19 protein-coding genes are annotated in these 18,715 nt (G+C 67.7%); 11 read left to right on the top strand and 8 right to left on the bottom strand.

Annotated features, from left to right (window positions below; translation table 11 throughout):
• Positions 1-74 precede the first annotated feature (74 nt).
• Together ACZ5PO_RS26305 and ACZ5PO_RS26310 are read left to right on the top strand one after the other, a co-directional pair.
• Entirely contained in the window at positions 75-308 is a 234-nt protein-coding gene (locus ACZ5PO_RS26305) for a hypothetical protein (RefSeq protein ID WP_464185005.1), read from the top strand.
• 5 nt (positions 309-313) lie between these two features.
• Positions 314-2,251: a DUF6311 domain-containing protein gene (locus tag ACZ5PO_RS26310; protein ID WP_464185006.1), complete on the top strand. Its 1,938-nt coding sequence runs from the start codon at positions 314-316 to the stop codon at positions 2,249-2,251.
• Positions 2,252-2,563: 312 nt separating this feature from the next.
• Here ACZ5PO_RS26310 and ACZ5PO_RS26315 read toward each other — a convergent pair whose 3' ends face one another.
• The 3 genes from ACZ5PO_RS26315 to ACZ5PO_RS26325 all read right to left on the bottom strand — a co-directional run bounded on the left by ACZ5PO_RS26315 (position 2,564) and on the right by ACZ5PO_RS26325 (position 5,443).
• Positions 2,564-3,007 carry a hypothetical protein gene (locus ACZ5PO_RS26315; protein WP_464185008.1) on the bottom strand — a complete coding sequence of 148 codons (444 nt, stop codon included), beginning with the start codon at positions 3,005-3,007 and terminating at the stop codon, positions 2,564-2,566.
• 475 nt (positions 3,008-3,482) lie between these two features.
• Positions 3,483-4,727, bottom strand: coding sequence for an FAD-dependent oxidoreductase (locus ACZ5PO_RS26320; protein WP_464185009.1), 1,245 nt, complete (start codon positions 4,725-4,727; stop codon positions 3,483-3,485).
• A 113-nt stretch (positions 4,728-4,840) separates the two neighbouring features.
• Positions 4,841-5,443 (bottom strand): CoA-binding protein, encoded by a 603-nt coding sequence (locus tag ACZ5PO_RS26325; protein WP_464185011.1) that lies wholly within the window; start codon positions 5,441-5,443, stop codon positions 4,841-4,843.
• A 181-nt stretch (positions 5,444-5,624) separates the two neighbouring features.
• On the opposite strand from ACZ5PO_RS26325, the gene ACZ5PO_RS26330 reads away from it, so the two are divergent.
• On the top strand, positions 5,625-7,493 hold the full coding sequence (locus tag ACZ5PO_RS26330; protein ID WP_464185013.1) for a chloride channel protein: 1,869 nt from the start codon (positions 5,625-5,627) through the stop codon (positions 7,491-7,493).
• Between the two features lie 302 nt (positions 7,494-7,795).
• Here ACZ5PO_RS26330 and ACZ5PO_RS26335 read toward each other — a convergent pair whose 3' ends face one another.
• Positions 7,796-8,608: an enoyl-CoA hydratase gene (locus ACZ5PO_RS26335; RefSeq protein WP_464185014.1), complete on the bottom strand. Its 813-nt coding sequence runs from the start codon at positions 8,606-8,608 to the stop codon at positions 7,796-7,798.
• Positions 8,609-8,765: 157 nt separating this feature from the next.
• Between ACZ5PO_RS26335 and ACZ5PO_RS26340 the strand changes: the two genes are divergently transcribed.
• From ACZ5PO_RS26340 to rpsI, 3 genes are all read left to right on the top strand, one after another.
• A complete protein-coding gene (locus ACZ5PO_RS26340) occupies positions 8,766-9,197 on the top strand; it encodes a PaaI family thioesterase (protein ID WP_464185015.1) in 432 nt (143 codons plus the stop codon).
• 200 nt (positions 9,198-9,397) lie between these two features.
• Positions 9,398-9,862 carry a 50S ribosomal protein L13 gene (gene rplM / locus ACZ5PO_RS26345; protein ID WP_464185016.1) on the top strand — a complete coding sequence of 155 codons (465 nt, stop codon included), beginning with the start codon at positions 9,398-9,400 and terminating at the stop codon, positions 9,860-9,862.
• A 2-nt stretch (positions 9,863-9,864) separates the two neighbouring features.
• Entirely contained in the window at positions 9,865-10,347 is a 483-nt protein-coding gene (gene rpsI / locus ACZ5PO_RS26350; RefSeq protein WP_464185018.1) for a 30S ribosomal protein S9, read from the top strand.
• Positions 10,348-10,412: 65 nt separating this feature from the next.
• Here rpsI and ACZ5PO_RS26355 read toward each other — a convergent pair whose 3' ends face one another.
• A complete protein-coding gene (locus tag ACZ5PO_RS26355; protein WP_464185020.1) occupies positions 10,413-11,252 on the bottom strand; it encodes an N-acyl homoserine lactonase family protein in 840 nt (279 codons plus the stop codon).
• 86 nt (positions 11,253-11,338) lie between these two features.
• Between ACZ5PO_RS26355 and ACZ5PO_RS26360 the strand changes: the two genes are divergently transcribed.
• On the top strand, positions 11,339-11,986 hold the full coding sequence (locus ACZ5PO_RS26360; protein WP_464185021.1) for a TetR/AcrR family transcriptional regulator: 648 nt from the start codon (positions 11,339-11,341) through the stop codon (positions 11,984-11,986).
• A 129-nt stretch (positions 11,987-12,115) separates the two neighbouring features.
• Here ACZ5PO_RS26360 and ACZ5PO_RS26365 read toward each other — a convergent pair whose 3' ends face one another.
• Positions 12,116-12,415, bottom strand: coding sequence for a hypothetical protein (locus ACZ5PO_RS26365; protein ID WP_464185022.1), 300 nt, complete (start codon positions 12,413-12,415; stop codon positions 12,116-12,118).
• A 25-nt stretch (positions 12,416-12,440) separates the two neighbouring features.
• Complete coding sequence (locus ACZ5PO_RS26370; protein WP_464185023.1) at positions 12,441-12,734, bottom strand: hypothetical protein; 294 nt, start codon at positions 12,732-12,734, stop codon at positions 12,441-12,443.
• Positions 12,735-12,880: 146 nt separating this feature from the next.
• Between ACZ5PO_RS26370 and ACZ5PO_RS26375 the strand changes: the two genes are divergently transcribed.
• The 3 genes from ACZ5PO_RS26375 to argC all read left to right on the top strand — a co-directional run bounded on the left by ACZ5PO_RS26375 (position 12,881) and on the right by argC (position 15,928).
• Positions 12,881-13,825, top strand: coding sequence for a hypothetical protein (locus ACZ5PO_RS26375; RefSeq protein ID WP_464185024.1), 945 nt, complete (start codon positions 12,881-12,883; stop codon positions 13,823-13,825).
• A gap of 9 nt (positions 13,826-13,834) precedes the next feature.
• A complete protein-coding gene (gene speB / locus ACZ5PO_RS26380) occupies positions 13,835-14,794 on the top strand; it encodes an agmatinase (protein ID WP_464185025.1) in 960 nt (319 codons plus the stop codon).
• Between the two features lie 153 nt (positions 14,795-14,947).
• A complete protein-coding gene (argC, locus tag ACZ5PO_RS26385; protein ID WP_464185026.1) occupies positions 14,948-15,928 on the top strand; it encodes an N-acetyl-gamma-glutamyl-phosphate reductase in 981 nt (326 codons plus the stop codon).
• A gap of 265 nt (positions 15,929-16,193) precedes the next feature.
• On the opposite strand, the gene ACZ5PO_RS26390 is transcribed toward argC, so the two are convergent.
• Positions 16,194-18,023: a PHA/PHB synthase family protein gene (locus ACZ5PO_RS26390; RefSeq protein ID WP_464185027.1), complete on the bottom strand. Its 1,830-nt coding sequence runs from the start codon at positions 18,021-18,023 to the stop codon at positions 16,194-16,196.
• Between the two features lie 257 nt (positions 18,024-18,280).
• Between ACZ5PO_RS26390 and ACZ5PO_RS26395 the strand changes: the two genes are divergently transcribed.
• A complete protein-coding gene (locus ACZ5PO_RS26395) occupies positions 18,281-18,616 on the top strand; it encodes a hypothetical protein (protein WP_464185028.1) in 336 nt (111 codons plus the stop codon).
• Positions 18,617-18,715 lie beyond the last annotated feature (99 nt).

The following is an 18,715-nucleotide window of genomic DNA, read 5'->3' on the forward strand; positions in this document are numbered from 1 at the left end:
GTTGCGGTCGGCCGCTCCACTGAAATGGCCAATAGCATAACAACGTTGGCGATTTGCAGCTCGAGGTGCTGTAAATGAGTGATTTGAGTTATTCGCATGTCGGTACATTCAGGTCGAATTTAGGTGAACTCCAATCAAATATCTTGATCGCTTTGTTCGCCTGCGCCGCAGGCTTCGCCAATGTGACGTTGATCATCGGCATTGACAGGATCGATCCCCTCAACCTGACGTGGCTGCAAGGAGACCCGGCACAATATCAGATTCCTGGGAGTTCCTGCGCCGCGACCGGTCCTGGACCCTGCCGCTGACGTGGGTGAGCGATCTCGGCTATCCGCTGGGCGAGGCCGCGGCCTATCTGGACGTCATTCCGATCGTCGCCGTTCCCCTGCGCCTCGTGTCGACGTGGCTGCCGACGGGGTTCCAATACCTTGGCCTGTACGCCGTCGCGTGCCACGCGCTGCAGGCCTTCTTCGGCTTCAAGCTGGTTGCCCGCTTCACCGACGATCGCCTGGTCGCCGTCGTGGGCAGCCTCTTCTTCCTGGTGGCGCCGGTCCTGACATGGCGGCTGCTCGGGCATTACTCCCTGTGCAGCCAGTGGCTGATCCTGGCCGGTCTGTTCTATTATTTCAGCCCGGCCGTCGGCTCGGGATACACGGCCTATATGCGGCCGCTGGTCGTGCTGTGCGTCGTCGCCGGTGCGATCCACCCCTATATCGCCCTGTTCGCGATCGCCATCGCGGGGGCCGCGATCCTGCGTTGTTTTCTCGAACGTAAGATCTCGCTCGTCGCCACGATCGGCGGCGCCGCCGTCGTGTCCGGCGCCGCGCTGCTTGCTTTCTACGTCGTCGGCTTTCTGTCTGTCGACGGGGCGGGCGAGCTCGTCGGCGGCGGGTACGGCGACTTTTCGATGAACCTGCTCGCCCCGCTCAATCCGGACCGCTTCTCCGCCATCGGCCTCCCTCCGGCGCCGACCTTTCCGTTTCAGTATGAGGGCTACAACTATCTCGGGCCCGGCATCATCGCCCTTCTGATGGCCGCGCTCGTGCTGAAGCCGCGCGCCGCCGCCGCAGGCCTCGTGAAGCCGTCCATCCTGCCCTTGGTGCTGGTTTGCTGCGTGTTCACGGCGCTTGCGCTGTCGACGAAGATCACGGCCGGGCAGCAGGTGCTGGCCGAGCTTCCGCTGCCCGGCAAGATCGTCGCGGCGCTCGCGATCTTCCGCGCATCGGGACGGCTGTTCTGGATCGCGCACTACCTCATCGTCCTGCTCGCCATCGTGGGCGTCTGTCTGGCGATCACGAACAGGTGGGGCATGCGTGCCGTGCTCGTGGCCGCGCTCGCGCTTCAGATCGTCGACATCATGCCCCTGCGGCGCGAGGTATCCGCCGCGACAAACATCAGCCGGAGGAGCCCGCTTCAATCGGCGGATTGGGCGCGGCTGCCCCAGACGCATCGGCACCTCGTGGTCCTGCCCGCCTGGCAATGCGGCCCGCAGGGGGCGCCGGGCGGATCGGAGGCCTGGTACTGGTTCGCTCTCCTGGCGGCCCGCGGCGACATGACCGTCAACAGCTTCTACTCCGCCCGGATGTCGCCCGACGCGGCTTGGCAATATTGTCGAGCGATGCCGGAGGCGCTGAGCGTCGAGGGCCCCTCCAACGACAGCGCGGTCGTGGCTGACGACGCCAACACCCTGATGATCGCACTGCGGGCCGGCAACCGGCATCATTGCCGCAAGGTCGACGGCTTCAATCTGTGCACATTCGATCCCGGTCCTGCCGCCCGCGCTCGCGAGGATCTGAAATCCATGGTCCCCAGATACGCGGTCGGAACGAGCGTCGCCGTCGCCGGGGCAGTGACGGATGCCATCCTGTCCGGTCTGGAGGCGGGGACGTCTCCCGTCCGGTGGTCCACCAGCGGCCAGGTCCGCATCTACATGCGGCCGGACCTCACTGCGGCGGGCCGGCTGCGTCTCGAGGTCGACGTCGGTCACGCCCTGGTGAACGAAAGCCATCCCTTGCAACGCGCGATCGTCAAGGTGAACGGCTCCGAGCTCGGCACGTGGGCCTTCCGGACGACGAGCTCCGCGACGCGCGTGATCGAGATTCCGCCTGGCCTTCTCAAGCGCGGAGAGATTGCAGCCATCGAGCTCGTGCTGCCGGACGCCGTGGCACCCTGCAAGATCGGGGCGAGCAACGATTGCCGGACGCTCGCGCTGAGCTTCAAGTCGTTCGCGATCGTGGACGGCGGGACGTGATCACGCCTTCGCGCGCAGCGGTCGCCGGTCGTTCCGTCAGCGCGCCAACCCGCGGGCGTAGGCCGAACGGCCGCCGCCTTCTTGAGGCCGATGCTAGAGAGCGCCTTGCGATTGGGTGGAATCACCCAATCGCAAAAGAAGCGCTCCAGATTCAAAAGGTTATGAGCATTTCTCTGTCATTGGATGATCCCATCCAATGACGAAATGCTCTAGAGCATGATCCCCAAAAGTGGACACCGGCTTTTTGGGGAAGATCATGCTCAAAACAAAGATTGAGAGCGGGGTGATGATTCGAAGATAAATCATCCCGCTCTAGTTACCGGCGAGGCCTCGGCACACCACCTTGTTGGCCAATGCGTCGGTGATCCGCTGCATGCTGGCAAACTGCTCCGGGCTGAGCACGTGGCCGATGTCGGCCATGGCCGCTCCGAAGATCAAGGTGTGCCGGGTCCGCTCGGCGGTCTCGTCGAGCTTGTCGCCGGCGGCCAGCCGCCGCTCGTAGTCGCGCGTGGCCTGCTCGAACTCCAACATTTCGAGGCTGAACCGATGCCACGCGGTCTCCTGGTCTGGCCGGATGCTCAAGGTCCAGTGCAGCGCCGCCAGCTGGTTGGCGAGCCTCGACTCGACCGGAGCCGATGCGATCGCCGTCTCGGCCGGTCTCACGGTTCCAAAGCTCGCCGAGTTGTCGCTAAGCGCCAAGCCGGCCAGAACGCCCGCCGCTGCGGCGGCGAAAACCACGACCGAGCTTAGCCTCACCGCTGGCATCTCCAAGGATGGCCTGCCGCCGGGCAAAGTACGGTGTGGTGATGCTTCTGCACCCGCGTGCTGAATCGAGATTCCGTTCGTCAGCGTCGTCGACCTTCCGTTGCGTTCGGTAGCGATCCCTGGCTACAAACGCCACCCCAGGCTGGCGTCGTCAATCTTAATGATTGCGGGGCGGAATATCGAGCTTTTTCGGGCGATGACCGCGATTGCGCGCTCGGTCACGAATGGGGGAGCCTGGCCGATGCGATCATCACGGGTCGGGCGCCATATATTCGCCGGCTATTCGTTTGGTTCGCCATCGTACGCCAAGGGATGACGGCCGTGAGCGGCGGCGCGGACGATGCGACGACCAAGCCCCGCTCGAACTGTCGGGGCACGCCGCGGATGGTCATTCTGAGGCCGCCGCACTGATCGGCCCGAGCGCGGTGGATCCAGGCGGGAGCGCGGCCGTGTCGCCCCCCCGGCCTCAGATGCCGGCGTCGAGCTGCGGCAGCAGGAAAGCGTCCGGGGTGCGCACGTGCTCCGGGCGCACGCCGACGCCGATGAGCCGGGCGGGCAGCTGTCGCAGCATTGGAAAGCGGTTGAACAGCGTCATCGCGAACGGCGGCTTGAGCGGTCCGTTGCTGCCGAGCACGCGGCTGATGACCTGCTTCTGCACGGCTTGCTGCATGACCTGGGTCACCCGGGTCGGCCAGGCGCGGCGAGCCTGCACCTTGGCCAGGTCGGCCTCGGTCAGCGTCCTGGCGCGCAGCGGCTCGGCCAGCAGATTGGCCGTGGCCACGGCGTCCTGGATGGCGAGGTTGACGCCGACGCCGCCCACCGGCGACATGGCATGCGCGGCGTCGCCGATGCAGAGCAGACCGGGCTTGTGCCATATGGGCATGCGATCGATGGTGACGGTCAACAGCTTGACGTCGTCCCAGGTGCCGATCTCGTCGACCCGGTCGGCCACGAACGGTATCAGTGCCGTGATGCTCTGCCGGAACGCGGGCAGTCCTGCCGAGCGTGTCTGTTCGATCCCGCCCTTGGGAATGATGAACGCGCACTGCCAGTGGTCGCCGCGGTTCAGCAGGACGAGCATGCGGCCGCGGTCGACGTAGCCCATGGTCTCGGCGGCGTCGGCGTTGCGCCGGGTGAGCTTGAACCAGAGCACATCCATGGGGGCGCCTATGTCCTCGACGGTCAGGCCGGCGAGCCGCCGCACGTCGGAGCGTCGGCCGTCGGCGCCGATCACCAGATCGGCGCGAACCTCGAGCGGACCGTCCGCCGTGGCCGCCGTCAGCCCGACCACACGGTCGCCCTCGGTGACCAGGCCTTCGACATCCGCCTGCATGAGCAGCCTGAAGGTGGGATAGCGCCTGCCCTGCCGTGCCAGGAAGTCGAGGAAGTCCCATTGCGGCATGAAGGCCAGGAACTTGCAGTGGGTCGGCACGCGGGTGAAGTCGGCCATGTGGAGCTCGACGCCGCCGACGACGGCGCCGAGTTCTCGCACCTCCTGGTGCGGCAGCTTGAGGAACTCGGACAGAAGGCCGAGCTCGAACATCAGCTCCAGGGTCGACGGGTGGATCGTGTCGCCGCGGAAATCACGCAGGAAGTCGGCGTGCTTTTCGAGCACCAGCACGTCGATGCCGGCACGCGCCAGCAGAAAGCCCACCATCATCCCGGCAGGGCCGCCGCCCGCGATGCAGCAGGTCGCCTTCGTCTGATTCATCGATGATCTCCCAGGCCCCCACTGGGCGGCACGATGCCGACATCGATGCTAGAGCCTTTCCCGATCGGGCGAAATCTCCCGATCGCAGAGAAATGCTCGGGTCGAGACGCCGCTCACACGGAGCCGGGCGGCCTCGATCGATTGACGGGCAGAGCGAGCTTTTGCGTGCCGGAGCCGGCCAGTATGCGGCGCTTGGAGGAGAGCGTGCGGGAATTGACGCCGTTCCAGGAGATCTCGCCCGAGAGCCGGCCGTACTCGATCTTGGGGCAGCGGTTCATGATGACGGTGACGCCTGCCGCCTCGGCGCGCCGGGCGGCCGCGTCGTTGCGCACGGAGAGCTGCATCCAGATCACCTTGGGCAGCGGCGTGAGCGCCAGTGCCTCGTCGGTGATGCCGGCGGCGGCCTCGGAATTGCGGAAGATCTCCACCAGATCGATAGCCACCGGCAGCTCGGCCAGGCTGGCCGCGACAGACTTGCCCAGCAGCATCTGGCCGGCCAGCCCCGGATTGACCGGCCACACGTCATAACCGCGCTGGCCGAGATACTTGGCCACGATCCAGCTGGGCCGGGCCGGGTTGGCCGATGCCCCGACGAGGGCGATCGTGCGCACGTTGTGCAGGATCGCGCCGATCAGCTCGTCGGGATAGTTGTCGTGCCCGTCCGGAACGGGGACACCGAAGGCCTGGCGGGGCTCGGGATGAAGTTCTGCGTTCATGCCATCGGTTTGCACCGCAAGCCGCCTGTGCACAAGCCGCTGGGGCCCGGCCGGCCCGCGCGACCCGGCCGGGAGGGTGGGCGTCCAAGGTTTCAGTCGCCTCTTCGCCGCATTTTGCCGTATGGCTCGTCCGTCCGCCGCGCGACCGGCATGGCCCGCGGCGCTACCGGTGCGAGACGGGATGATGGACGAAACGCTGCTCCGGCCGGCACCCGAGGGCGCACGCGGGCGTGAGGACGAGCCGAGCCTGCCACCGACGGCGGCACGTCGGCGGTCGCTGGCGACGTTGATCCGGGCGTTCCGGGTCGTCTTCGGCCGGCGGTGGCGCACATTCCTGCGCGCCGACGAGCTGTCGCCGCTGCTGTTCGGCCTCGTCATCGGCGTCGTCGCCGGCCTCGGCGTGCTCGCCGTCAACGCCCTCGTCCAGGTGCTGCACGAGGTGGTGTTCGGCATCGGCGTGGGCGAGCGGCTGAGCGCGCAAACCGTCATCGATCCCTATCGGGCGGTGCTGGCGCCGACGATCGGCGGCCTCATGGTCGGCGGCCTTACCGTGGCCGTGCGCCGCTGGCGCAAGCGCGAGGCCGTCGACCCGATCGAAGCCAATGCCCTCTACGGCGGCCGCATGTCGATCATCGACAGTATGCTGTTGACGCTCGGCACCATCCTGTCCAGCGGCAGCGGCGCCTCTGTCGGCCTCGAGGCAGGCTATACCCAGGCCGCATCGGGTTTCGCCTCGCGTCTGGGCCGGTCGTTTCGGCTGCGCCGCGCCGATCTGCGCACCCTGGTCGGCTGCGGGGCCGCCGCGGCCATTGCAGCCGCCTTCAATGCCCCTCTCGCGGGCGCCTTCTACGCCTTTGAGCTGGTGCTCGGCGCCTACAGCGTCGCGACGCTCGCGCCGGTCGTGCTCGCTGCTCTGGTGGCGAACATCGTGCACGAGGCGGTGGTGAAGACGCCGGCTCTGCCCATGCAGGGCTCGCTCGGATTTGCGGGCACCGACTACGGCGTCTTCATCGTCATGGGCTTCGTCGCCGGCGGGCTCGGCATCGCGCTGATGAAGACGGCGACGGCGATCGAGACGGGCCTGCGCCGCACCGGCGTGCCGCGCTGGAGCCGGCCGGCCGTCGGCGGCCTGCTGGTGGGCCTTCTGGCGCTCTATTCGCCGGCGGTGCTCGGCGCCGGCCACGGCGGCATGCACCACTATTTCGCGACCGACTTCGCCGTGCCGACGCTGGCCTTGCTGCTGCTGGCCAAGGTGCTGGCGGCGTCGCTGTCGGTCGGCTCGGGCTTCCGCGGTGGCCTGTTCTTCACCTCGCTGTTTGCGGGCGTGCTGTTCGGCGGCCTGGCCGGTGCCCTCTACACCCAGTTCGCTCCGAGCCTGGCCAGCGACCGGCTGGTCTACGTGCTGGTGGGCATGGCCTCGTTCGCGGCGGCCGTGATCGGCGCGCCGTTCACTATGACCTTCCTGGTGCTGGAGACGACCGGGGACTTGTCGATGACCAGCGGCGTGCTGGTCGCGGTGGTGGCGACGACGATGCTGGTGCGTCGCACCTTCGGCTATTCGTTCTCGACCTGGCGCCTGCACTTACGCGGCGAGACCATCCGCAGCGCGCTCGATGTGGGCTGGGCGCGGGAGCTGACCGTGGTCAAGCTGATGCGGCGCGAAGCGCGCACCGCCAATGCCACGATGACCGTCGCCGCCTTCCGCAGGCGCTTCCCGATCGGTTCGACCGAGCGGGTGTTCCTGCTCGACGAGGCCGGCCGTTACGCAGGCTTCGTCCTGGTGCCGGAATTGCACGCGCCGGAGATGGATGCCACGGCCGAGACCACAACGGTGCGCCAGTACCGCCAGGCGCCCGCATCGTTCCTGACGCCCCGACAGACCATCGAAACCGTGCTGGAGGCCTTCGAGAACGCGGAGATCGAGACGCTGCCGGTGGTCGACGACGCCACGTCGCTGCGCGTGCTCGGCTACGTGACGGAAGCCTACGCGCTCAAGCGCTACAGCCAGGAGCTCGAGCGCCGCCGCCGCGAATACAGCGGCGAGCGGTGAGGGCGCCCCTATTGGGTTCTCACTCTAGAGCATTTCGCCATTGGATGGACCCATCCAATGGCAGAGAAATGCTCATAGTGTTTTGAATCTGGAGCGCTTTTTCGCGATTGGGTGAGTCCACCCAATCGCAAAGCGCTCTAGTGTGGCGGATCCGAAATTCGCACCACCTCGGGGCAGCGCCGGGAGCGAATTTCGGATTCCTAAGCCACACTAGCAACTCTATGATTCTAGTGTGGTTTAATGGATCTGAAGTTCCTGAACATTGATGCCATGTGGGGAGCAGGAACTTCAGATCCACCACACTAGCGCCCCTCCCACACCGGCTCGCGCTTGTCGATGAACGCGCCGATGCCTTCGGCCGCGTCTCGCGCCATCATGTTCTCGGTCATGACGCGGCTGGCATAGGCATAGGCTTCGGCGAGGCCCATCTCGAGCTGCTCGTAGAAGGCGCGCTTGCCGATCTTCAGCGTCAGCGGCGACTTGGCGGCGAGTTGCGCTGCGAGCGCCGTGGCGCCGGCGAGCGCCTCCCCTGCACCGACCACCCGGTTGACCAGGCCGATGCGACAGGCAGTGTCGGCATCGATCATGTCGCCGGTCAGCAGCATCTCCATCGCGTGCTTGCGCGGCACGTTGCGCGACAGCGCCACCATCGGCGTGGAGCAGAACAGGCCGATGTTGACGCCGGGCGTGGCGAAGCGCGCGGCGGCTCCGGCGACGGCCAGGTCGCAGCTTGCGACCAATTGGCAGCCGGCTGCGGTGGCCACCCCCTCGACCGCGGCGATCACCGGCTGCGGCAGCCGGACGACCGCCTGCATCATGGCCGAGCAGCGCGCCATCAGGTCGGCGAAATAGGCGGCACCCCCGTCGGCATCGGCCCGGCGGGCGGTCATCTGCTTCATGTCGTGCCCGGCCGAGAAGGCCGGGCCGTTAGCTGCGATCACCACCACCTTGACGCTGCGGTCGCCGCCCGCGTCGACAAGCGCCGCCGTGAGCGCGGCGATCATCTCGTCCGACAGGGCGTTGCGCGCCGCCGGCCGGTTGAGCGTCAAGGTGGCCACGCCGTCGCGGGCGTCGCAGGCCAGCAGCGCATCCGGCGGCGTCACGTGCAGGGTCATGGGCCTCTCTCCTCGTTCAGGCTGGTCAGCCCGCTTGTGGATGGTAGCGGGGGTGCGCGCCGGCGCTATTGTCGGCCGCGGGCGTCCGTGCTGCAACCGGCGCCAACGGCTGGAGCATTCCATCCGATCGTGAAGCGCTCGAGGGAGGGACCGCACGATGACGCAAGCGCCGGTGCTGACGCGCGAGGAAGTGCAACGGCTGCTGGAGAAGGAGTTCCCGCAGACCTTCGGCGACGAGCCGACCTTCGTCATCGAGGCGGTCGGGCCGCTCACCTGCCGCCTGCGCTCGATCTACGATCCGCGGCAGATCCGGCCCGGCGGCACGCTGTCGGGGCCGACGGTGATGGCGCTCGCCGATGCGGCGATCTACGTCGCCATCCTGGCATCGATCGGGCCGCAGACGCTGGCCGTCACCACCAACCTGTCGTGCAATTTCCTGCGCAAGCCCGAGCCGTGCGATCTCCTTGCCGACTGCCGCCTGATCAAGCTCGGCAAGCGGCTTGCGGTGGGCGACGTCTCGGTGTTTTCCGACGGCGGGACGGATCTGGTGGCCCACGCCACCGGCACTTATTCGATCCCGCCGCGTTGATTTTGACGGTATCCGAATACCGTATCTATCAAGTCATTGTTTTATATTGATTTTTTCAGACGGTGTATTCGGTTGCCGGCTTGACGCCTTGGCCGGCCTGGGTTACACGCCGCTCATCCCGCGCAGGGTGGCGCTCGCCGCTCCCTGCGCGTTGTCGTTCGGGCTTCCTGCGGGGCGCCCGCCAGCATGAGACCAGATCCATGAAGACCTACTCGGCCAAGCCCGCCGACGTCGACAAGAAGTGGGTGCTCATCGACGCTGAAGGCCTTGTCGTCGGCCGACTGGCGTCGGTCGTCGCCATGCGTCTGCGCGGCAAGCACAAGCCCACCTACACGCCCCACGTCGACTGCGGCGACAACGTCATTGTCATCAACGCGGACAAGGTCGTGTTCACCGGCCGCAAGCGCGACGACAAGGTGTACTACCACCACACCGGCTATATCGGCGGCATCAAGGAGCGTTCGGCCAAGTTCATTCTCGAAGGCCGCTTCCCCGAGCGCGTTCTGGAGAAGGCCGTCGAGCGCATGCTGCCGCGCGGTCCGCTGTTCCGCCAGATCCTCGGCAATCTGCGCGTCTACAAGGGCGCCGAGCACCCGCACGCCGCCCAGCAGCCCGAGGCGCTCGACGTCGCCGCGCTGAACCCGAAGAACACGAGGAGCGCCTGACCATGGCCGAGACCCTCCAGAGCCTCGCCGATCTCGGCCAGCAGGCCAAGGTTGCCACGCCCAGCGACGCCCCGCTGCGCGAGAAGAAGGTGGATGCGTACGGCCGTGCCTACGCCACCGGCAAGCGCAAGGACGCGGTGGCCCGCGTCTGGATCAAGCCCGGTCCCGGCACCATCGTCGTCAACGAACGGCCGGTCGAGGTCTATTTCGCACGGCCCGTGCTGCGTATGATCCTGAATCAGCCGCTGCAGCTGGTGAACCGGGTCGGCCAGTACGACGTGATCATCTCGGTTGCCGGCGGCGGCCTCTCCGGCCAGGCCGGCGCGGTGCGCCACGGCCTGTCCAAGGCGCTCACCCACTTCGAGCCGGAGCTGCGCTCCATCCTGAAGAAGGAAGGCTTCCTCACCCGCGACAGCCGCGTGGTCGAGCGCAAGAAGTACGGCCGCGCCAAGGCCCGCCGCAGCTTCCAGTTCTCGAAGCGCTGATTTGCGGGCCGCTCGGCGGCCCGGCCATCGCAAGAAGGGCGGCTCCGGCCGCCCTTTTTTGTTGCTCAGATGAAGACCTGCCGCGCCGCGAGCCGCGCGGGGCCGTGCGGATCGTGCGCCGGCAGGATGATCGTCGGTTCTTGTGCCGCGAACGCCTTGATGGTGCGGAGCGTCGCGACGGAGAGGGGAGGATCGTTGGTGACCCCGTCCGCCTTTTCAGCGCGGAGGTTGGCTTCGTCGTAGGTCGCGTCGCCGGCGAGGAAGTAGGTGATGTCGCCGCCGCGGACGACCACCGAGGCATGCCCCTGGGCGTGGCCGGGTGTCGGCACCAGGACGATGCGTCCGTCGCGGGTCACCGCATGGGACGCCGGAAACGGACCGAGCGCCGGCCCGTCCATATCGACGAGCTCTGGCTTGAGCCATGTCGGCCAGTGCTGCGGCAGGCAACCCATGATCCTGCCTTTGAGGCCGCGCGAGGCCTCGTAGCTTTCACGTGGCGCGATGATGCGGCTGTGCGGGAAGTGGTCGAGCCCACCGGCGTGGTCATGGTGAAAATGCGTGAGGATCACGGCGGCGATGTCGCAAGCGGGATCGATCCCCATGGCGGCAAGCCGCGGCCCGATTTCCTCCAGCGGCGCCACCTTGATCACCACCTGCTTGGTGAAGAACGGGTTCCACCAGGGCAGGTAGCCGGGAACGGAGTTCCTCCAGGTGTCGCCGGTGTCGACGAGAAAGCGGCCTTCCGGATGCTCGATCAGGAACGACAGGATGGGAACCGGGTCGACCCAGGAGGCGTCCCTGAAGATGTCGATCTTGCGGCCAAGAGCGCCGCGGCCATCGCGGCCCGTGCGCTGGGCTGTCTTCATGCGAGCCTTGCCGGTCTCGATGGCCGTCACCTTGATCATGGGCGATGACTCCATAAAACGAATAACCGTTCTTTATTATAGAATGATGCTCTGGTAAAGAGCGACCGTTCGTTTTATATCGCGCCATGCCCAAAATCTCCGACGAACGGCGCGCCGAGCGCCGCCTGCAAATCCTCACCGCAGCGTGGACCTGTTTCGAGCGTGAAGGTCTGCACGCGACGACGATGGACGACATCATCCGCGCGTCGGGCCTGTCGGCGGGCGCCGTCTACAGCTACTTCAAGGCCAAGGAGGACCTGATCGTCGCCGCGCTCACCACGTCGCTGACGGGGATCGGTGATCTGGTGCGGCCGCTGCTGCACCGCGAGCCGCTACCTGGCCCGGACGCGCTGATGTGCGAGGTGATGGCGACGATCGCTGGCTTCTCCGAGCGGGACGGCTTCGATCTGAAGCGGGTGGCGCTGCTCGGCTGGAGTGAGGCTCAGCGCAGCGAGCGGCTGCGGACGCTGATGCGCGGCTTCTATGTGGGCTTTCGGGACGATCTCGCCGCCGCGGTGCGGTCGTGGCAACGCGCGGGCGTTCTCGATCTGGCGGCGGAGCCACACGCCGTCGCTGCAACGCTGCTGTCCGTGGCGCTGGGGTATGTGGTGCAGGCCGCCATCCTCGGCGACGTTGCCCCCGAGACGATCGCCGCCGGCCTCCGCGATTTGGAGTTCGGCAGATCGCAGCCGGGACTCGAGGTGCCGATCGGGATGCCCGCTTCAAAGCGCTGACGCATGTCGATCCGAGCGGATGATCGCGTCGACTTGGCTGTTGGCTGTCGACTTGGCTGCCGACTTGGTCGAGCGGCGGCGCAGGCGTCGATGCCGGCCCTCCGGCCGCAACTGGAGGGCCGGGCCTTGCTACGACTTCAGCATCACGAGGCATTGCCCCGCCGCTTCCGCCGCCGGGCGTGCGCCCGCCCGGTCGAGCTTGCCCGACATCACCAGGCCCTTGGTCTGGTCGGTCACCAGCCCTCTCAGGTCGCCGGCGCCAGCCGCCTTCGGCGCCGAAGCGTCGTAGATCATGCGTGCAGGCTTGCTGAGCTTGGCGGCGCAGGCGGTGGCGCCGGCGGCGTCGGCGCGGGCGGCGCCGGACAGCAGCGGCCCGGCGCCGACGGCAAGGGCGAGAGCGGCGGCAGCGGCGACGATACGATACGACATGGAGACCACTCCTCGACGGTGGAAATCAGCGGATACCGACACGATTGACGGGACCACCGCGGTTCATGGCGCGGCCGGGGCGGGCGCCCACGCCGGGGGCGCCGACACCTACGCCGGGACGCACGCCGACGCCCGGAGCGCCGACGCCGACGCCGGGGCGCACGCCGAGCCCGGGTGCACCGACGCCGACAGGCCGGGCCACGCAGCCGGCCGGCAGGCCGGGGCCGTTGCAATAGACCACCGCCCCGCCGGGGACGGTGCCTGCAGCCCAGATCCCTGCGGCGAGGAGGCCGAGACCGGCCAGGTTCCACGTGCTCATGGTCGCTCCCCCATTTAGCCGACGCTTGCGGCGTCGTAGCGTGATGCGACGCCCGATTGCCCGCGGCCGAGCTTACGAACAATGTCAATTATTGGTCCGTTCCCGGCATTCGATGCTAAAGCGGTCGACAAGATCGAGGGAGCGATGTGATCGAGCCGAGGGCAGCAGACGGGCGCGACGCCGGTAAAGGCAATCCCGATGCGGCAGCGATCGCGGCGCTGCAGGCGGATTCTCGCTTTGCGGCTGCCGAGCAGCGCTGCGCCGCGGCTCTCGTCGAGCACTATCGCGACAGTTGGCTGCTGAACCGCATCATGAACGACCGTGGGCGGTTCATTCTCTCGGTGATGGTCCTCGATCTGCACTTCTACGGCTCGCCCGACGGTTCGGCCGGCCTGACCGCCGGCCGGTTGAAGGACCTGTGCGTCGAGCAGAACGTGTGCAGCCGCGGCCGTGCCGGCGCCATGCTGGCGGCCATGCGCCTGTTCGGCTTGCTCGCGCCCGCCGCCGGACCGGACCTCCGGCGCAAGCGCCTGGTGCCGACGGAGCGGCTGCTGGCGATCCACCGCGAGCGCTGGCGCATGGCCTTGGCCGCCACCGGCGACCTGTTGCCGGTCGCTGCCGTGGCCGCCGAACGGCTCGGCGATGACGCCTTCTTCGCGGCGTTCGTGCACGCGCTGGCCGAGCGCTACCGGGATGGCATGCGCGTGCTGGCCTGGGCGCCGGCGCTCGTCCCCTTCGCCGAGCGGGACGCCGGCATCATGGTCCTGTTCTCCGTTCTCCTGGCGCAGGACGATGCCGGTGACGGCTTGTCCATCGTCAAGCTCGCCCAACGCTTCTCGGTGTCCCGCGCGCACGTTCTGGGCGTGCTGCGTAGCGCCGAGGCCCAAGGCTTGCTGACGCGGGAGGCCGACCGCCGCATCCTCCTGGCCCCGCCGCTTCGCCAGGCGCTCTCGGACTTCCTGGCCGCCATCTTCATCGTCCACGCCGATGCAGCCCGCGACGCCGTCAAGGCCGCGTCCGGCGTGGTCCGTGCCGACGAGCCGGGCGGCGTCACGCGGCCGCCTTCAACCGTGCATAGACCATCGCCATAGATCATTGCCATGACCGATCCGATCGATCCCCGCCGTTCCGACAACGCCTTCCTGGGGCCGCTGGTGGGCGGCTCGCCCGAGCCCACCTTCTCCGGCGCGTTGTCGTTCATGCGCCGGCGCTACAGCCGTGATCTCGCCGGGGTCGATGCGGTCGTGTGGGGGGTACCCTTCGACTGTGCCACGTCCAATCGGCCGGGCACCCGTTTCGGGCCGCAGACGATGCGGCGTGCGTCGGCCATCTTCGACGGTGATCCGCAGTTCCCGTCCGCCCGAGATCCCTTCGCGCACATGGTGGTCGTCGACTGGGGCGATTGCGCCTTCGACTATCGCCGCCTCGACGAAGTGGAGATGCTGATCGAGCGGCAGGCGGGCGACATCATCGCGGCGGGCTGCCACCTGATCACGCTCGGCGGCGACCATTCGATCACCCTGCCGTTGCTGCGCGCCCATGTGGCGACGCACGGGCCGCTGGCCGTGGTGCAGTTCGACGCCCACCAGGACACCTGGGAGGACATCGGCACATTGTCCCACGGCAGCTTCGTCACCGCCGCCGCCGAGGAAGGGCTGATCGACACCGCGCGCTCGATCCAGATCGGCATCCGCACCACGGCGCCGACCGATTGCGGCTTCGCCGTGATCGACGCTTACGAAGCCCAGGCGCTCGGCGCGCCTGGGCTGATCCGGCGCGTCGTGGACCGGGTCGGGGAGGGCGGTGCCTATCTGAGCTTCGATATCGACGCGCTCGACCCGGCCTTCGCGCCGGGAACCGGCACTCCGGTCGCTGGCGGCCTCAGCAGCGCCCAGGCGCTGATGACGCTGTGGGGCCTGCGGGACCTCGATTGGCGCGGCATGGACGTGGTCGAGGTCTCGCCGCCCTACGACCACGCCGACATTACGGCCATCGCTGGAGCCACGGTCGTGCAGCACTATCTGCAGATTCTGGCGCGGCGCCGGGACGCGTCACGGTGAGCCGCGGAATCGATTGGTTTGGGCTCCGATCTGCGATAGAGCGTTGCGCCGTTTGATGAGCCGCGCGGCGGTTCCCATCTGATCCTCGATACCGCGTCTTCACTCGCTCCCCGCCTGCCGCCCGTGCGCGTAGGCGACACGCAGGAGGCTTCCATGGCCGCCGTTGCCGACGACACCCTGGCCCGGTCCGCCCCGCGCGCCCGCGCCGACCGCCCCACCGTCTTCATCGACGGCGAGGCCGGCACCACCGGCCTCGGCATCCGCGAGCGCCTGGCTGCGATACCTCAGGTGGCGGTACGCAGCATCGCGGCGGAACTGCGCAAGGACGCCGCGGCCAAGCGGGCCCTGCTGGCCGAGGTCGACCTGGTGGTGCTCTGCCTGCCGGACGAGGCTGCCAAGGAAACGGTGGCGCTGGTCGATGCCATGGGAGGCGACGGGCCCAAGATCCTCGACGCCTCGACGGCGCACCGCGTGGCGCCCGGCTGGACCTATGGCTTTGCCGAGCTGGCGCCGGGCCAGGAGGCCTCGATCCGGGTGGCGCGGCGTGTCTCGAACCCGGGCTGCTACCCGACGGGGGCCATCGCCCTGCTGCGGCCGCTGGTCGACCTGGGCTATATCCCGGCCGAATTCCCGATCAGCGTCAATGCGGTCAGCGGCTACTCCGGCGGCGGCAAGTCGATGATCGAAGCCTATGAGGCCGGCACGGCGCCGGCCTTCGAGCTCTACGGGCTGTCGTTCGCCCACAAGCACCTGCCTGAGATTCAGGTCTATGCGAACCTGGCGCGGCGGCCGATCTTCGTGCCGTCGGTCGGCAATTTCCGCCAGGGCATGCTGGTCTCGGTGCCGCTGCACCTGGATAACCTGGCGGGCAAGCCGAAGGCGGCCGACCTGCACCGCGTGCTGGCCGAGTGGTACGCCGGCCGCGAACTGGTGGACGTCCGCCCGCTCGACGATCCGGCGATCAAGGCCGGCCGCCTCGAGCCCGAGGCGCTGAACGACACGGATCGGCTCGAGCTGTTCGTCTTCGCCAGCGAAGCCGCGCGTCAGGCGGTGCTGGTCGCCCGCCTCGACAATCTCGGCAAGGGCGCCTCGGGCGCCGCCGTCCAGAACATCGCCTTGATGCTGGGGATGTAGCCTTCGAGGTCGGCGGCCATAATCCGGTCCGCCGTCATCCGGAGGGCTGCCTGTGCCGATCGGCCCGTAACCGGCACCTAGACCGCTTCGCGTTTGGGTGGAATCACCCAAACGCACGAGAAGCGCTCCAGATTCAAAAGGTTATGAGCATTTCGCCGTTGGATGGGTCCATCCAACGGCGAAATGCTCTAGCGACGGGGTTCGCTCACGCGCCGGGCGGGCTCCGCCACAGGCCGACAAGCCGAAACCCGTCAACCGTCTGCCGCTACACCCGCACCTTGACGTATTCGCCCGGGGCGTCGCAGATCGCCTTCAACGGTCCCGCGCCGGGCTCGCGGCCGGCCGCCGGAACCCGCTGCGGCGCCTGGGCCTCGATCCAGGCGAACCAGTTGGGCCACCAGGAGCCCGGCACCTCGGTGGCCGCCGCGAGCCACTCCTCCAGCGTGCCCGTCGGCGCGGGGCCCTCCCAGTACTGGTACTTCTTGAGCGACGGCGGATTGACGACACCGGCGATGTGGCCGGAGCCGGCAATGACCAGCTTGACCGGACCGCCGAACGCCGCCGAGCCCCTGAGCACGGAGCGCGCCGGCGCGATGTGGTCCTCGCGCGTCGCCAGATTGTAGATCGGGATCGTCACGCGCTTGAGGTCGAGCTTGATGCCGCCGAGCTCGACCTCGCCCTTCACCAGTTGGTTCTCCAGATAGCAGGTGCGCAGGTAGAACGAGTGGTTGGCGGCGGTGAGACGGGTCGAATCGGAGTTCCAGTACAGGAGATCGAAGGGGAACGGATCGTTGCCTTTCAGGTAGACGTTGATCACGTACGGCCAGATCAGGTCGTTCGGCCGCAGCATGTTGAAGGCCGTCGCCATGCGCGAGCCTTCCAGAAAGCCGCGCGGCCGCATCATCGCTTCGACGTTCTTGAGCTGCTCCTCGTCGACGAACGCCATCAGGTCGCCGGCGTGGGTGAAGTCGACCTGGGCGGTGAAGAAGGTGGCTGCGTCGATCCGGTCGTCGCCGGTCTGGGCCATGTAGGCCAGCGTCAGCGCCAGCAGCGTGCCGCCGACGCAGTAGCCGATCGCGGTGATCTTCTCCTCGCCGGTCGCCCGCTGCACGGCGTCGACCGCGGCGAGGATGCCGTCCTGCATATAGGCCTGCCAGCCCTTGTCCGCGTGGCGCTCGCTCGGGTTGACCCACGACACCACGAAGACCGTGAGCCCCTGGCGCACCGCCCAACCGATGAACGACTTCTCGGCGTTCAGGTCGAGGATGTAATATTTGTTGATCCAGGGCGGCACCACGAGGAGCGGCCGCTTCAGCACCGTTTCGGTGGCCGGCGCGTACTGGATCAGCTCGATGATGTCGTTGCGGAAGATCACCTTGCCCGGGGTGACGGCGACGTTGACGCCGATCTCGAACTTGGTGGCGTCGGTCTGCCGGACCTTGAGCTCGCCGTGCCCCGCCTCGACGTCCTCCGCCAGCATCTTCATGCCGCGGACGAGATTGGCGCCGTTCTGACGCACGGTCTCGCGGATCAGCTCCGGATTGGTCAGCAGGAAGTTCGACGGCGACAACGCGCCGGCGAGCTGCTTGACGTAGAAGCGGGCCTTGAGCCGCGTGTGGTCGTCCAGGCCTTCGGCGTTCTCGACGAGATCCTCGGCCCACTTGCTGGTGAGCAGATAGGCCTGCTTGAGGAAGTCGAAGTAGGGCAGCTCGCTCCAGCCCGGATCGGCAAAGCGATGGTCCTTGCGGTCGGGCGCCGCGACGGGTTCCGTCGTTTCGCCTTGCAGCCGCTTCAGCGTCGATCCCCACAGGTCGACGAAGCTGTTGGCGAGCTTCGACTGCGCTTCGATGGCCTTGCTCGGCTCGGAAAACCAGCGCTCCGCCACCTGTCCCAGAGTCTTGACGACCTCGGCCGCTTCCCCGCCGGCCCCGTCGACGCCGCGGCGTTCTTCGATCGGCTTGAGATAGGCGGCGGTCGCCTTGCCCGATTCCTCGATCAGGCGCGCCATGTTCTCGGACATAGCTTCGAAATCGGGGAGCGAAAACGGCGACGACCCGTCGCCGGCCGGGGCGTCGGTCTTACTGTTCTTGGTCATTCGTTCCCTCCGAACCGCCGCCTTCGGTCGCGCTCGGCCGTGCCTCGCGAGGAGGCGTGTGCAGGGCGGCGCTTTTCCGACATATTAACGCCTTACCCAGCAAAAATCCCATTGCCATTCAGGCCTCGTCCTGAACCATCAGGTGCTACATGCGTTCGGCGACCCGGGGAAGCCCCGTTTCCTCATCCAAGCGCCCAAACATTGCGACACGATCGCCTGTCCTCACGGCAGCGGCTGCCGCCGGGGCCCTGCTTGCAGTGGGTGGCTGCGCCGCCGAGCTCGGTGCGCCGGTAAAGGGCGCCGCCAAGCTCACGGGGTTCGCCACGGACGCCCCGCAGCCAACCGGGTTCGTTACCGCTGCCCGCCCGGACAAGATCGACTACATGCCCGTCGGGGTGGCCCAGCCGGCCCGGCCGACCCAGCCTAAATCGGCAGGCGAGGTCCAGGCGCTGCAGAAGAGCCTGGAGGACACGCGCACGGCCAATACCGCGGCGGGACAAAGTGCGCAGCTCGCCGGCCGGACGCCGGCGCCCACGCCCGCCGTGGCGCCACCCGACTATGTCGCGCCGACCGGCGCGGCCTCCGGCAACTGAGCCTTTCGCGCGGCACGCGCTTTCGTTCGGCGCGATGTCGCCGAAAAAGACTGGCAACGGACCCTCGAAATGTTAAACGACACGTTCCACTCGCAACTA

It is taken from the genome of Chelatococcus sp. KU-N122 (genome assembly GCF_055391085.1).

Bases quoted from the DNA above. Each gene is read 5' to 3' on its own strand.
- ACZ5PO_RS26325 (WP_464185011.1), bottom strand. From the start codon at position 5,443: ATGAACGCAGAACTTCATCCCGAGCCCCGCCAGGCCTTCGGTGTCCCC.
- ACZ5PO_RS26370 (WP_464185023.1), bottom strand. From the start codon at position 12,734: ATGAGCACGTGGAACCTGGCCGGTCTCGGCCTCCTCGCCGCAGGGATC.
- ACZ5PO_RS26355 (WP_464185020.1), bottom strand. From the start codon at position 11,252: ATGATCAAGGTGACGGCCATCGAGACCGGCAAGGCTCGCATGAAGACA.
- ACZ5PO_RS26320 (WP_464185009.1), bottom strand. From the start codon at position 4,727: ATGAATCAGACGAAGGCGACCTGCTGCATCGCGGGCGGCGGCCCTGCC.
- ACZ5PO_RS26340 (WP_464185015.1), top strand. From the start codon at position 8,766: ATGACGCAAGCGCCGGTGCTGACGCGCGAGGAAGTGCAACGGCTGCTG.
- argC (WP_464185026.1), top strand. From the start codon at position 14,948: ATGGCCGCCGTTGCCGACGACACCCTGGCCCGGTCCGCCCCGCGCGCC.
- rpsI (WP_464185018.1), top strand. From the start codon at position 9,865: ATGGCCGAGACCCTCCAGAGCCTCGCCGATCTCGGCCAGCAGGCCAAG.
- ACZ5PO_RS26365 (WP_464185022.1), bottom strand. From the start codon at position 12,415: ATGTCGTATCGTATCGTCGCCGCTGCCGCCGCTCTCGCCCTTGCCGTC.
- ACZ5PO_RS26390 (WP_464185027.1), bottom strand. From the start codon at position 18,023: ATGACCAAGAACAGTAAGACCGACGCCCCGGCCGGCGACGGGTCGTCG.
- ACZ5PO_RS26330 (WP_464185013.1), top strand. From the start codon at position 5,625: ATGATGGACGAAACGCTGCTCCGGCCGGCACCCGAGGGCGCACGCGGG.
- speB (WP_464185025.1), top strand. From the start codon at position 13,835: ATGACCGATCCGATCGATCCCCGCCGTTCCGACAACGCCTTCCTGGGG.
- ACZ5PO_RS26360 (WP_464185021.1), top strand. From the start codon at position 11,339: ATGCCCAAAATCTCCGACGAACGGCGCGCCGAGCGCCGCCTGCAAATC.
- rplM (WP_464185016.1), top strand. From the start codon at position 9,398: ATGAAGACCTACTCGGCCAAGCCCGCCGACGTCGACAAGAAGTGGGTG.
- ACZ5PO_RS26305 (WP_464185005.1), top strand. From the start codon at position 75: ATGAGTGATTTGAGTTATTCGCATGTCGGTACATTCAGGTCGAATTTA.
- ACZ5PO_RS26335 (WP_464185014.1), bottom strand. From the start codon at position 8,608: ATGACCCTGCACGTGACGCCGCCGGATGCGCTGCTGGCCTGCGACGCC.